Genomic DNA, 13,794 nt, shown 5'->3' on the forward strand with positions numbered 1-13,794 from the left:
TTCGGGTTGGAGGAACGCTGCGTTGCGGTCGTGGTCGGGCCGTCGAGGTCGTTCCCGCCCACCCAAGGTCGCATTCGGGCCACTACATGGGGTCGTTTTCGGGCTCGCGAGGTCGTACTCGGGCGTATGAGGTCGTGCTCGACCACCCCACGCAGGCCGAATACGACCTCACACTCCCCAAACCCTCCACATCGTGGAGGGTTTCGGGCTGACGAGGACGTTTTCGCCGGGCGGGGGACGTTCTCGGGCTGACGAGGACGTATTCGCCACGCGGAGGTCGTACTCACCCACCCAAGGTCGTATTCGGACAACTACATGGGGTCGTTTTGGGGCCGGCAAGGTCGTACTCGGCGTACGAGGACGTATTCGGGAAGGTGGTGGCATTCGCGGACGGGGCCCCGGAGTATTCAAAGTCGTGCGGGCACCGGATCGGGGACCGTGTTCCTCCGGCTGGTCCGTCCGAGAGCGCCTCTGGGCAGTCCAAGTAGAGCTACACAGTCCCCGTAGAGCCAGACAGTCCAAGTAGAGCCAACCGCTCCGAAGTCCAATGCACCAGCCGCCGACCTGAGCACCCCCGAGAGCACACCAGCCGCCGACCCGAACGCCCCTACCGCAATGCCGCCAGCCCGCCACGCCGCAAACCTGCCACGCCGCCAGCCCACCACGCCGCAAACGCGAACAACCAGGAAAGGCAGGAACGGCTCAGGGCACCAGAGCGATCACGCCCTCGTGGGGGCGCAGTCGGAGACGTCGGGGCAGGGGTGCGCCGTCGGGCCGCCCCAGCGGTCCCGGTTGTACCGCGCCATGCGGAAGAGTAACGGTTCCCCCGCTCTCCCCGTCGGGTATGGCGGCCGCGACCCCGCCTTCAAAGCGCCGTCGCCAGACTCGGCCGGACTTGCGCACAGGCCCGCACGGTCGGCCAAGATCGGCGTCCATGGCGGGGAACCAGGGCGTACGCGAGTAGTCATCGTGCCCGGTGGCCGCATAGGACAGGCGCGGGGACCCGGCCCCGATGATCCAGAACATCGCCAACCCGTACAGGCCCTGCCGGGACCCGTCATACTCCGGACCAGACCCACCTGAGGGCGTGCGCAGCAGCCCCAGGCCCGGGCCGTCGAGCTGGCCCGCCTGCGCAGCCACCGTCGCCGCATCGAACAGGATGTCCTCCCCCCAGCCCAACCAGCACTCGTCGAAGCCCCCGCCCCAGGCGGCGTGGCGCTTCCACCGGCCGGGTTCGCGCCGTGCCTCGGCGATGTTGGGAACCAGCAGGCGGCCAGTAGCGGACAGGGCCCGCCCCGCCACGTCAACCAGTTCGCTCAGCGCCAGGCGCAGCCCCGCGACATCGGCCGGGGCGTGCGGGTCGGCGGCGGCAATGGCGGGCAGGTCCAGACCGTAATAGTCCTCGAAGACATCGTTGTCCGCCATCACCCCGTCGAAAGCGGTTCCCTCCAGCGATCCGGCGACGTGCTCCGCCCAGGCGGCGCGGTAGTCGGGGTCCCACACGCGGGCCTGGAAGTGTCCCGGATAGGAGGACCACTCCACCGGCTCGCCGGAGCGGTGCGCGATCCAGCCCCGCGCGTCAGCCTCCCGCCAGCCGATCCCCGAGGCGCAGCGTTCGGGCGGTTCGAAGTCCCGCGCCGAGGACAGGCAGCGGTAGGCCAGCACCGTCATGTCGGGGCGGGCGTCCTTGAGCCTGGCCGCAACCTCCCGCTCCCAGGGCTGGAGGACCGCGGACCGGTAGTGGGCGACGGCGAAGTCCACCTCTGCGGGTGCAATCGGCCCGCCATAGCGCAGCCAGGCGCCGACTCCCGTGCCGGTGCCGGTCATTTCGCGGCCGACCGCCCTTTGGGCTTCCGGCTCCAGTTCCACTTAACAGGCCGCCGCGGCGCCCGGTGACGTCCCCGCGACGACGGCGGTACGCCATGTGGCCGCCGCGCCCCCGCGTTATGAGCCGCGTCCGCCCTGGGACGGCCCACTCCTCCCTCCACGTACAGCTCATGGTATGCGGCGTTGACCCGCAGCAGGTTGAAGGCGGTCTCCGCCCTTGCCCGAGCGGAGCGGCTCATCCGCTCAAACAGGTCGACGTCGCTCGTGACCTGCTGGATCCGGTCCGCCATGAGTACCGGGTCCCCGGGGGAGATGATGAAACCGCTGGGGTCCAGGACCGTCCCGTCCTGGGCGGTGATGGCGTCAAGGACAACCGGCCGCAGCGCGCCCACGTCGGTAGACACGGTGGGAATACCTGCGCCCATCGTTTCCAGCGACACCACCGGCAGGCCCTCGTTGTAGGACGGAAGGAGGAAGAGGTCCCAGTCGCTCAGGTGCTCACGGACGTTGATCGTGCCGCGCACCGTGATGACGTCTTCCAGGCCGAGTTCCGCGATCCTGGCGACGCAGCGCTCGTAGTAGTCGGGAGCGTGCTCGGTAGGACCGCATACATCAAGGTGGAACCGCAGGCCGCGCTCGCGCAGAATCCGCATGGACTCAATCAGGTCCAGCAGCCCCTTGATCGGTACGACCCTGGCTATGTACACCAGCCGCCACCGGTGGGCCTCAACTCCCTCCTGCCGCAGCAGCCGGGTGGCGTCACGCCGCTCGGCGTAGGCCCCATCGAACTCGTCGATGACGATGCCGTTGGGGATGACGTGGACCGCGGTCGAGTCGAGCCCCAGTTCCCTGGCCTCTGCGACGGCGTCGGGATACAAGTAGGTGGTGGCATAGGCCTCCGGGTAGCACAGCCTCCCCATCTCGATCCACCAGGCCATCCACATCCGGTCCCGCCCGCCGACGTCGAAGGTCCGGTAGTCCTGCCGGGTGACGGGCTTGTCCATGCGCCTGCCCAGCAGCGTATTGATCGTGTCGCGTACGTAGAGGTTGTGCTCGGTCAGCAGGAAGGACCCCTGGTTCTCCCGGGCAGCGTTGGCGGCCAGCAGGGAGGCGTAACCGGTGGTGTGGGCGTGATAGACGCGCGCCCGGGGCATGGTCTGCCCCAGCACCGCGTACGCCAGGGAGAAGAACTCGCGCAGGCACCAGAACAGCTCGCTCAGCGACATCCCGAGTGTAGGCATCCGGTCGCGGTAGGTCTCCATGAACTCGGCGGACCCCAGTAGCGCCCACAGCGGATAGCGGCGCGTCGAGGCGGCCATGCCCTCCGCGATCAGGTCCCAGACCGGCTTGCCCTCACCCGCCGCCAGCGCCTGCAGGGCGTCGACGAGCCGGTGAGACAGCACCAGCCGCTCGCGGTGGTTCATGCGCAGGTCGGCGGGGCGGCTGGAGGTGAACTCCGGGTGGTCCGCCATTGACAGGTACACAACCTTTACCCAGCGCACGTTCCCCGGCATGCCGTACAGGTCGGTGCGCGGGGAGTCATGGTCCCAGGTGATGTGGATGATCCCGAACGTGAGGTCCGGGTTGCCGGTGATGATGTCGTGGACGACTGCGGAGACCCCGCCCTTGAGATACGGATAGGTGGACTCCATGACGATGGCTACATCCACCTCCGCGTAACGCCCGTCAGCGGGAACGCCGTCGGGCAGGACGGCGCCTGCGGGCTCGGTCCCGTCCATCGCCGGGTCGTGTTCACTGCTCACCATGACAGGGCCTTTCGCCAGAAGAAGGAGTACTCGGGCGAGGACCAGCGCGCCCGGTAGATGACCACCGAGACGGCGATCAGCGCTACGTCAACCAGCGCCGTCGCCGCGAATGAGGCGGCCAGGCCGCCAACCAGGGTGAAGCTCGCCAGCGCCGCCAGCAGGTGCGCGGCGGACAGCCACAGCGCCAGGGCGGGGTCCCCGGCATGGTCGATCTCGTAAGCGAGCAGGGTGAGCGCTGCCAGCAGCGCCGACCCCAGCGACACGGCGAATGCCTCAAGCAATGACGCGGGGGCCAGTACTGCAATCGCCGCCAGCACCACGGCCACGCCCAGGGCCTCTACCAGCACGGCGCGCACGAGCGCACGGTCCATGAGCCTGGTGAGATAGCGGCTGCGATCGCGCAGCGACTCGATGCTCACCGACTCAAGACCCTGGTGGAAGTCCGACAGCGCCCCGGTAACCCTGGGTGTGGCGATTGCGAAGTAGAAGGTGTAGCCGAGTACGGCTGGCTGCAGGCACAGGTAGGCCAGGGCAATGTGCCACTGAGTGCCGACAGTGAGGAAGAGGAGGAGCTTGTCCGCCCAGAGCACGCCGCCAAGAACCAGGCCTCGCCCCATGTCCGCCACGTAGTCCTTGACAGGTACGGGCTGCGGGCGCAGCAGGCCGGGCATTAACGGCACCAGCGGCACGACCTGCGTGACGGTGGCCAGCAGCGGCGGCAGGTACCAGGCCGTTGGCAGTAGCAGCACCGAAGCGGCGTAGGCCACCCAGCCCAGGGCCCAGTGGCGCCTGCGCCGCAACAGGTCCGCCACCATGAGCGACTGGGCGAAGACCATGTTCTCCATCAGCAGCAGGAAATGCGCGGCGAGCGCCGGTGCGGGCCAGTGCGTGGTCAGCGCCACCAGTGCTGTGACCACCAGCGCCGGCGGAACCGAGAATGCCAGGACAGCCGGCCACAGTCGGATGAACTGCCCGGCGCACTCGCCCGGTCGCGCATCCACGACGGGCCCCATGAGCCGGTAGACGGGGCCGCAAACCACTTGGCTCAGCCAGGGCACGCCCACGGCAACGCTGATGATCAGCGAGGCAATCGGCTGGCCGCCGACGACGTGCCCCGCCATCCGGCTCATGGCCAGCGGGTAGGACAGGCCCAGGAGTATCGCGGGCGACATGGCTAGCAGGAGCGTCTCGACAGCCCAAGTGGCTTTCCGCCCCAAAGAGGGCTCATCCGGGCCGGTCAATGGTCTGATCCACCCCGGCAGCGGAGGCGCTTGCCGGGCGGAAACAGGCACGGTCGCAGTCATGATGGGTGTTTTCCTTGAAGGGTCCAGAAGTATCTGTAGATAACGACTTGCAAGCACATGACCCCAGATGCGCCAAGCACTTGCGTACTACTAACGCCGCACACACTAACCGAGAACGCGCCGAGGACCAGTGAAAACGGGGCAGTAGCGCGAAGGTCACATCAAACTCACAGCCCGGTTATGACAAGCGCCACTTGATCCTCTTCGTTACCGGGACCCGCAAACCCGTCCCGCAGCCGCCTCTCGGCCCCGATCAATCCTGCCCGCGGTTGCCCCCGGCAACCGCGCATACCCGTACGCGAAGGCGGGGCCACTCCCCTGGTGGGAAGCGGCCCCGCCTCCATACACTGCGGAGCTCCATGCACCACGGAGCAACCGGCACCTAGCCGACCGCCCTGGCGGCTCGCACGCCTACTGGCGGGTCAGTGCCACACTCATGCCACGCTCACTGCTGCGCCGGCTCGGCCGCGGCCGAGGCGATCTCCTCCGCCTCGCGTACGGCCTCCTCCGCGTCCTGCCGGGGCACGCCGCGGAAGGTGAACTCACCCAGGATGCCCTCGCCCTCGGCGTCGACCAGGACCTTCTGGCCCCGCTCGATCTCCCCGAAGAGGATCTTCTCGCTCAGGGCGTCCTCAATGTCACGCTGGATGGCGCGGCGCAGCGGACGAGCACCGAGCACCGGGTCGAAGCCGCGCTCGGCCAGCAGCTCCTTGGCGCCGTCGGTCAGCTCGATGTCCATCTCCTGCTCGGCCAGGCGCGCAGCCAGGCGGCCGATCATCAGGTCGACGATCTGGCGGACCTCCGCCTTGGTCAGCTGCGGGAAGACGATCAGGTCATCCACGCGGTTGAGGAACTCGGGCCGGAACTGCTGCTTGAGCTCACGGTTGACGTGCGCCTTCATCTCCTCGTAGTCCATGGTGCCGCCCTCGGTGGACTGGAAGCCCGTGGCTACGGCCTTGCCGATGTCCTTGGAGCCGAGGTTGGTGGTCATGATGATGACGGTGTTCTTGAAGTCCACCACTCGGCCCTGGGCGTCGGTGAGGTGACCGTCCTCCAGGATCTGCAGCAGCGAGTTGAAGATGTCCGGGTGGGCCTTCTCCACCTCGTCGAACAGCACCACGCTGAAGGGACGCCGCCGCACCTTCTCGGTGAGCTGGCCGCCCTCGTCGTAGCCGACGTAGCCGGGGGGCGCACCGAATAGCCGGGAGACGGTGTGCTTCTCGGCGAACTCGGACATGTCGAGCTGAATCAGCGCGTCCTCGTCGTCGAAGAGGAACTCCGCCAGGGCCTTGGCCAGCTCGGTCTTACCCACGCCGGTGGGGCCGGCGAAGATGAACGAGCCGCCGGGGCGCTTGGGGTCCTTCAGGCCCGCGCGCGTGCGCCGGATGGTCTTGGACAGGGCCTGAATGGCCTTGTCCTGGCCGACGATCCGCTTGTGCAGCTCATCCTCCATGCCCAGCAGCTTGGCGGACTCGGTCTCGGTGAGCTTGACCACCGGGATGCCAGTGGACATGGCGAGCACCTCGGCCACGAGGTTCTCATCCACCTCCGCCACCTGGTCAAGGTCCCCGGACTTCCAGGCCTTCTCCTTAGCGGCACGCTCCTCGCCCAGACGGCGCTCGTCGTCGCGCAACGAGGCCGCGCGCTCGAAGTCCTGGTCGTCTATAGCCGACTCCTTCTCCTTCTTCACGGCGGCGATCTTCTCGTCGATCTCGCGCAGCTCGGGCGGAGCGGTCATGCGGCGGATGCGCAGCCGCGCGCCCGCCTCGTCGATCAGGTCAATGGCCTTGTCCGGCAGGAAGCGGTCGTTGATGTACCGGTCGGCCAGCTTGGCGGCCGCCTCAATGGCGTCGTCGGTGATGACCACGCGGTGGAAGGCCTCGTAGCGGTCGCGCAGGCCCCCGAGGATCTCGATGGTCTCCTCGATGGAGGGCTGCTCGACAGTAACCGGCTGGAAGCGCCGCTCCAGGGCGGCGTCCTTCTCGATCTTGCGGTACTCCTCCAAAGTGGTGGCACCGATGGTCTGCAGCTCCCCGCGGGCCAGCATCGGCTTGAGGATGCTGGCGGCGTCGACGGCACCCTCAGCGGCCCCCGCCCCGACGAGGGTGTGAATCTCGTCGATGAACAGGATGATGTCGCCGCGGGTGCGCACCTCCTTCAGGACCTTCTTCAGGCGCTCCTCGAAGTCACCGCGGTAGCGCGAGCCTGCCACGAGCGAGCCCATGTCCAGTGAGTACAGCTGCTTGTCCCGCAGGGTCTCGGGCACGTCGCCGTGGACGATCGCCTGACTGAGGCCCTCCACCACAGCGGTCTTGCCGACGCCGGGCTCACCGATCAGCACCGGGTTGTTCTTGGTGCGCCGGGAGAGGATCTGCATGACGCGCTCCCTCTCCTTGTGGCGGCCAATGACCGGGTCCAGCTTGCCCTCGCGCGCGGCGGCGGTGAGATTGCGGCCGAACTGGTCCAGGATGGCCGAGCCCGACGGCGCGCCCTCCTTGTTGGAGCCGCCGGCGGTAACCGTCTCCTTGCCCTCATAGCCGGAGAGCATCTGCATGACAGTCTGGCGGACGGTGGACAGGTCGGCGCCGAGCTTGGTCAGCACCTGCGCGGCCACGCCCTCGCCCTCGCGCAGCAGGCCGAGCAGGATGTGCTCGGTACCGATGTAGTTGTGGCCCAGCTGCAGCGCCTCGCGCAGGGACAGCTCAAGCACCTTCTTGGCGCGCGGCGTGAAGGGGATGTGGCCGGAGGGGGCCGACTGACCCTCGCCGATGATCTCCACGACCTGGGCGCGCACGGCGTCCAGGGAGATGTCCATCGACTCCAGCGCCTTGGCGGCAACCCCCTCGCCTTCGTGGATCAGGCCCAGAAGGAGGTGCTCGGTACCGATGTAGTTGTGGTTGAGCGCGCGGGCCTCGTCCTGGGCCAGGACGACGACGCGGCGGGCGCGGTCGGTAAAGCGTTCGAACATCGCTGATTGCTCCTCGGCACGTGCGGTTGGTGGTCGCGTTGCCCGGGTTCGGGCACTGCCCGGATTGGGGGAACGCGGGGCACGCGCTGACAAGGCTAACGGCGCGGGGCCGGCAACCATGCCCCTGTTCGCAGTGGGCGTGAGCAGGGTTGAGCCGACCCGACTCAGGAATAAAGGAGGGCGGGTGCATGCAGGCCCTCGTACCAGTGGCCGAGCGGGAGTCCAAGCATGGCGACCTACCCCCACCCTGACGCCGGGCTCCTGCACAAGGACCTAGCAGGAAGAGCGAGGGACGTGGCTACCGCTATCCCCGTGCCTGAAAGTGAGGTCATCTGCAACGCCACCTCACCGCCTGCAACGCCACCTCACCGTCTGCAACGCCACTTCGGGGTTAACAACGCCTGTTAACGGCCTGCTGAAGGGCTGCGAGGTATACAGCAGGCCGTTAAGTAGCGTTGTTAACGCCCAACCGGCGTAGCTGACGCCCCGCCCACCACACGCCCGACAAGCCCGACCGGCCTCGTGCGCGTCAACGCCCGATAGCTCCGACGCCGAGCGCCGGTCACCGGGACTCAGGCGCCCAGGGCGGCCTGGAATGCCCGCAGCAGCCGGTCGGAGAAGAGCACGAAGCGCACCACTTGCAGTCCACCCGCTTGCTCCGCGGCGGCGTCGACGACGTCGGTTCCGCACACTTCCACGCCACTGGCGGTATCGGCTCGGGCTGCGAGCGCGCGGGCCTCGGCCACGGCGGCGCGGGCGACGGCGTCGGCATCCCAGCCGTATACGCCCGCGGAGATCGCCGGTACCGCCACGCTGCGGCAGCCGAGTTCCTGGGCCAGCTCCAGGCTGGAGCGGAAGGCGGCGCGCAGCAGCGCGGGGTCGGTCTGGCCGGCGTGCCGGTTGGGGCCGACGGTGTGGATGACCCAGCGGGCGGGCAGGTCGAAGCCGGGAGTGGCCACGGCCTGACCCACCGGCAGCCCATCGGGCAGGCTGGTGGCGCGCAGCTCGCGGCAGGCCTGGAGCAGACGCGGCCCGGCAGCGCGGTGGATGGCGCCGTCGACCCCGCCGCCTCCCAGCAGCCCGGAGTTGGCCGCGTTGACGACGGCGTCGGCCTCCTGGGCGGTGATGTCCCCACGTACCGCTTCTATCCGCATCATGGCCCCTATCGGTTACGTTGCACGACCCCGGTGTACATTGCACGACCCTCCGGGGGTCGTGCAACACGCACGAGGGTCATGCATCCCGTCCGGAGGTGTCGTCTACTACGCCGACTGGACCTTAACAACGCCGCTTACCCTACTGCTGTACACCCCGGACCCCTTCAGCAGACCCCGAAGTGGCGTAGTAGAGCGCTAACCGGCGTAGCAGACGACCGCGCTCGCCAGCAGGCCACCACTCGTGGCCCAGCTGCCAGTCAGGTCAGCGCCATCTGCATCGAAGTGGGCGCCCGCGGCGAGCCGAGCCGAAAAGGTACCGTCCGGCCGCACAGTCACGGCGGCGTCGGCGAAGCGCAGGGGGCAGTGCGTCAGGGGGAACCACGCCTTGTAGACGGACTCCTTGATGCTGAACAGGAGCCGGTCCCAGGCCACGTCCGGCAGCGCACCAGCCAACTCGCGCAGCTGCGCGCGCTCCACCGGTGCGGCGACCCGCTCAAGCACGCCGCGCGCGAGCGGCCGGTTCGGCTCGGCGTCGATGCCCACCGCCGCCACCCCACTCGCGCGGGCCACCGCCGCCGCCCGGAATCCCGTGCAATGAGTCAGGGAACCAACGACGCCGTCGGGCCAGGTGGGCTCCCCCGCCGGCCCGGGCACCATAACCGGTCGGGCCAGCCCCAGTTCGGCCAGCGCCCGCCCGGCCAGGAACCGCACGGTGGTGAACTCGGCGCGACGCCGTGCCGAGGCCCGAGAGATATGGGCGGCCTCGGGCGGCAGCAGCGGGGCGTCTACATCATGGCGCGCCTCGGCGACGATCACCGACTCCGGAACGAGCCCCAACAACAGGGGAGCCTCCGCGTGCGCAGGCCGAGTCGACGCGGGCGTCAGTGCACCGACAACTGGTCCGAGCATCACGCCTCGACGAGGATCGTGACCGGGCCGTCCAGCTCGGCCTCGATGTCCATGTGGGCGCCGAAGCTGCCGGTAGCCACCTCCAGGCCGCGAGCGCGCAGCTCGGTAACCACCGCCCCCACCAAGGGTTCGGCCACATCGCCCGGGGCCGCGCCGTTCCAGGACGGGCGCCTACCCTTGCGCACGTCGGCGTACAGGGTGAACTGGGATATCACCAGTACCGGCGCCCCCAGGTCGGTAACCGACACCTCCCGGCCCGGAGCACCGCCGTCGTCGCCGGGGCCGTCGAAGAGCCGCAGCTCGGCGATCTTGCGGGCCACGGTGGCCACCTGCGCGGGGCCATCATCATGAGTGACACCGACCAGGGCCAGCAGCCCGGGACGGTCAATGGCGCCGACGACGTCTCCGTCGGCCCGCACCGCAGCCCGGTGCACGCGTTGCAGGACTGCGCGCATCAGCGGCCAGGAGTCCAGTCGCGCGGACCCCGGCCGCCCTGATATCCGCCGCGGCCATTAGGGAAGCGGATAGAGGAGCGTACCCGCACCGGGGAGTAGTACTGCAGGGCGGGGCGGACGTCGGCCAGGTAGACACCGTTGGCGACCACACCGAGCAGGCCCAGCATCGAGGTGGCCCCCATCAGCAGAACCACGGCCACGCCGACGGCATTGACGCCAAGCCAGAAGCCCTTGGTGCGCTTGTCAGCCGCGATGAAATGCGACGGATCGTGGGTGAGGGTGTCGATGAGCGCCCAGACGCCCAGGCCCACGGCGGTGATCTGCGCGATCCGCCAGATCACACTGACGGCCAGCGACACGTAGTAGGCAATGAGAACCAGAATCTCCACGTTTCCACTCTAGCCGCCGCCCTGCCACGCCGCGAGGTCCATCCCTCCGGGCATGACCCGCCGCCACACATACGTGATATGGTTCAGCTCACATTCGAGGCGGTCGTCCCCTGCGTCCGCCGCCCCGCCAACCATCTCAACACCTCGCCCCGACGCACACCGCATCACCGCCGATCCGGGAGCTCCCATGACGGCCCTGGCCGAAACGAACAAGTCCGACCTCTCCGCGCCCCCCGCACCTCAGACGCCCACCAGAATCCTGTATCCGGGCGCCGCGACGCTGCTGATCGCAGTCATCGGCTGCTTCACTGCCTGGGGCATCGCCGCAGACCTGACCACCCCCATGGTCTCCGGGTTCAAGCGCATCTTCGACATGTCCTCCTTCCAGGCGTCGCTGGTGCAAATGGCCTACTACGGTGCCTACTTCCTGCTGGCGATACCGGCAGCCCTGATCAACTCCCGGTGGGGCTACAAGGCGGGCATGGTCTGCGGCCTGGCGCTGGCGTCCCTGGGGGCCTTCGGCTTCTGGCCCGCCTCCCAGGTGATGACCTACGGCGCCTTCCTGGCCGCGCTGTTCGCCATCGCCGCAGGCTGCTCGCTACTGGAGACCTCCGCCAGCCCCTACGTCATCTCCCTCGGCCCGGAGGAGACCTCCACCCGGCGCCTTAACCTCGCCCAGGCCTTCAATCCGCTGGGCACCAACATCGGCGTGCTGATCGCCTCCACCCTCATCCTCCCCAAGCTCGACACCCCGGTGAACCTGGCCGACGTCAGCCCGGAGACCGAGCGGGCCATCCGCGCCGAGCAGCTGCGCGCCGTGACGGGGCCCTACATCGGCCTCGGGGTCCTGCTGGCCGTCATCCTGGTAATCATCTTCGTCCAGAAGGCGCCACCCACCGCCCAGGTCGCCGAGGACGACGCCCCGCGACCGGCCAGCCCGCTGGCCACCCTGTGGCGTTCCAAGCGCTACCGCTACGGGGTGATCGCCCAGTTCTTCGACGTGGGCGCCCAGGTGTGCTGCTGGACCTACATCATCCAGTACACCCAGCAGGCGATCAACGGCTCCCTGCAGCTGGGCTCGCAGATGCTGCAGATCAGCTTGATCGTCTTCCTGATCGCCCGTTTCCTCATGACCGCCGTCATCGCCCGCATCCGGGCCACCAAGGTGATGGCCGTCCTGGGCACGATCGCCGTTGGCCTGTGCATCTACGCCTCGCTGCGCCCCGACATCACCGGCGTGATCGCCATCATCTCGGCCTCATTCTGCCTGTCGCTGATGTTCCCCACGATCTACGGCGTGGCCCTGTCCGGGCTCGGGGACACCACCAAGTTCGGTGCCGCCGGCCTGGTTATGGCGATCGTTGGCGGGGCCATCATGCCGATGGTGCAGGGGCGGATGATGGACGCCACCAGCGCGGCCCGCTCGTTCATCGTTCCGGCGGTGTGCTTCGCCATGGTGACCGCCTACGCGATCTACGACTTGCGCGCTCCCGCCCAAACAGCCGCCACCGCGGCCGCAGCATCAGAAACGACCTCCGGTGCGGCCCCGGCCGGAACAGCATCCAAGAGGAAGGTCCAGTCATGACTTCCCTGAGAAAACGCGCCGCCGCCCTGATCGCGGCGGCCAGCACCGCCCTCGCCCTGACCGCCTGCGGGAGTCCCTCCGCCCCGTCCGGCTCCGTCGAGGTGCTGTCCTGGTGGACCTCCGCCTCGGAGTCCGTCGCGCTGGACACGCTCGTCGACGCCTACAAGGAGCGCAACCCCGACGTGTCCGTGGACCAACTGGCCGTCGTCGGCGGCGCCGGCTCCCAGGCCCACGTGACCCTGGCCTCCCGCATCGCCCGCGGCGACGCCCCCGACGTGTGGCAGTCACTGACCGCCGGGAACGTCACGGCGTGGCGGGACGCCGGCGTCGTCGGCGACGTGTCCCCCCTGTTCACCGACGAGGTCACTGCCCAGCTCCCCGAGGAAATCCTCGCCTCGGTCACGGTGGGCTCCAGTCAGTACGCGGCGCCGCTGTCCGTGCACCGGGCGAACATCCTCATGTTCAACCGCGACGTGCTGCAACAAGCGGGCATCAACGAGCCGGGATCGGGCTACTCCCTCGACGATCTGCTCGCCGACCTGGACACCCTGCAGGAGCAGGGGACTACGCCGCTGTGCATCGGCGGCGCCGACTCCATCACCACGGCCGGGCTGTTCGAGTCCGTACTGCTGGCCACCGTGGGTGAAGAGGGCTGGGCCCAGATCGAGGCCGACCGCTTCGACTGGTCCGGCCAGCAGGTGAGCGACGCCCTGGAGATCTTCGGGCGGCTCATGGATCACACCGATCCCGACGACGCCGACCGCACCTGGGACGAGGCGGCCGGTCGGCTGGCGGAGGGCGAGTGCGGCTTCTACCAGATGAACGACGGCGCCCTGACCGAGTCCGAGGCACTGGCCGGGGCGACCACCGGCGAGTCTCCGGTCTCCTCGGTGGTCTTCCCGGGAACCGAGGGGACCTTCCTAATCGTGGTGGACGCATTCGTCCGCTCCTCGACTTCGGCGGACGGCGAGGACGCCGACGCCTTCCTGAGTACCGTGCTCGACCCGCAGGTCCAGACGGCCGTGTGCGAGGTGAAGGGCTGCGTGCCGGTGCGCAATGACGCCGACGTCTCCACGCTCACCCCCTACCAGCAGCAGGCCGCCGAGGACCTGCGCAGTCAGACGGTCCTCAACGCGATCTCCTACGGCGAGGTGATCTCACCGGCGATGCAGGACGGATTCTTCAAGGCCTTGAAGAACTACCTGTCTACCCGCGACGCCTCAGCCGCGGCCTTCGCCCGCATCCTCACCGAGCGGATCAACGAGGGCGCGGCCGGCCCTAACGTCTGAGCGGTCGGCCGGCTCGCGCAGGCGGTCTGGCGCCGCCACATCTGAGCGGGGCGGCCCGCGCGGTGAGTCGACTCCTGACCCAATACCGGATCGCCGCGGGCCCATCAAGATTGCGGGGCCGTCAACCACCGGCGGTGGTTGACGG

Annotated in this window: 10 protein-coding genes; 2 read left to right on the forward strand and 8 right to left on the reverse strand. The window is 68.7% G+C overall.

Features of this window, described 5'->3' with window-relative positions; genetic code table 11:
• Nucleotides 1–702: 702 nt before the first annotated feature.
• The 8 genes from GZ997_RS04125 to GZ997_RS04160 form a co-directional block, all read right to left on the reverse strand.
• Nucleotides 703–1,827, reverse strand: coding sequence for a putative glycoside hydrolase (locus GZ997_RS04125; RefSeq protein WP_162678960.1), 1,125 nt, complete (start codon nt 1,825–1,827; stop codon nt 703–705).
• Nucleotides 1,824–3,593, reverse strand: coding sequence for a GT4 family glycosyltransferase PelF (gene pelF / locus GZ997_RS04130; protein WP_162678961.1), 1,770 nt, complete (start codon nt 3,591–3,593; stop codon nt 1,824–1,826). The genes GZ997_RS04125 and pelF overlap by 4 nt, the downstream gene beginning before the upstream one ends.
• Nucleotides 3,587–4,765, reverse strand: coding sequence for a beta-carotene 15,15'-monooxygenase (locus tag GZ997_RS04135; protein WP_162678962.1), 1,179 nt, complete (start codon nt 4,763–4,765; stop codon nt 3,587–3,589). Before GZ997_RS04135 ends, pelF begins: the two co-directional genes overlap by 7 nt.
• Nucleotides 4,766–5,342: 577 nt before the next feature.
• Entirely contained in the window at nt 5,343–7,865 is a 2,523-nt protein-coding gene (locus GZ997_RS04140; RefSeq protein WP_203233981.1) for an ATP-dependent Clp protease ATP-binding subunit, read from the reverse strand.
• 572 nt (nt 7,866–8,437) lie between these two features.
• Complete coding sequence (locus GZ997_RS04145) at nt 8,438–9,019, reverse strand: O-acetyl-ADP-ribose deacetylase (protein ID WP_162679063.1); 582 nt, start codon at nt 9,017–9,019, stop codon at nt 8,438–8,440.
• A 198-nt stretch (nt 9,020–9,217) separates the two neighbouring features.
• On the reverse strand, nt 9,218–9,862 hold the full coding sequence (locus GZ997_RS04150) for a 4'-phosphopantetheinyl transferase superfamily protein (RefSeq protein WP_238994249.1): 645 nt from the start codon (nt 9,860–9,862) through the stop codon (nt 9,218–9,220).
• 68 nt (nt 9,863–9,930) lie between these two features.
• Nucleotides 9,931–10,386, reverse strand: coding sequence for a D-aminoacyl-tRNA deacylase (gene dtd / locus GZ997_RS04155; RefSeq protein WP_162678964.1), 456 nt, complete (start codon nt 10,384–10,386; stop codon nt 9,931–9,933).
• Nucleotides 10,386–10,775, reverse strand: coding sequence for a DUF2516 family protein (locus GZ997_RS04160; RefSeq protein ID WP_162678965.1), 390 nt, complete (start codon nt 10,773–10,775; stop codon nt 10,386–10,388). Before GZ997_RS04160 ends, dtd begins: the two co-directional genes overlap by 1 nt.
• A gap of 187 nt (nt 10,776–10,962) precedes the next feature.
• Here GZ997_RS04160 and fucP point away from each other — a divergent pair, with 187 nt between their 5' ends.
• Entirely contained in the window at nt 10,963–12,360 is a 1,398-nt protein-coding gene (gene fucP / locus GZ997_RS04165) for an L-fucose:H+ symporter permease (protein ID WP_162678966.1), read from the forward strand.
• On the forward strand, nt 12,357–13,649 hold the full coding sequence (locus GZ997_RS04170; RefSeq protein WP_162678967.1) for an ABC transporter substrate-binding protein: 1,293 nt from the start codon (nt 12,357–12,359) through the stop codon (nt 13,647–13,649). Before fucP ends, GZ997_RS04170 begins: the two co-directional genes overlap by 4 nt.
• The last annotated feature ends 145 nt before the right edge of the window (nt 13,650–13,794 follow it).

It is taken from the genome of Actinomyces sp. 565, from assembly GCF_010365615.1.
Lineage (GTDB): Bacteria > Actinomycetota > Actinomycetes > Actinomycetales > Actinomycetaceae > Actinomyces.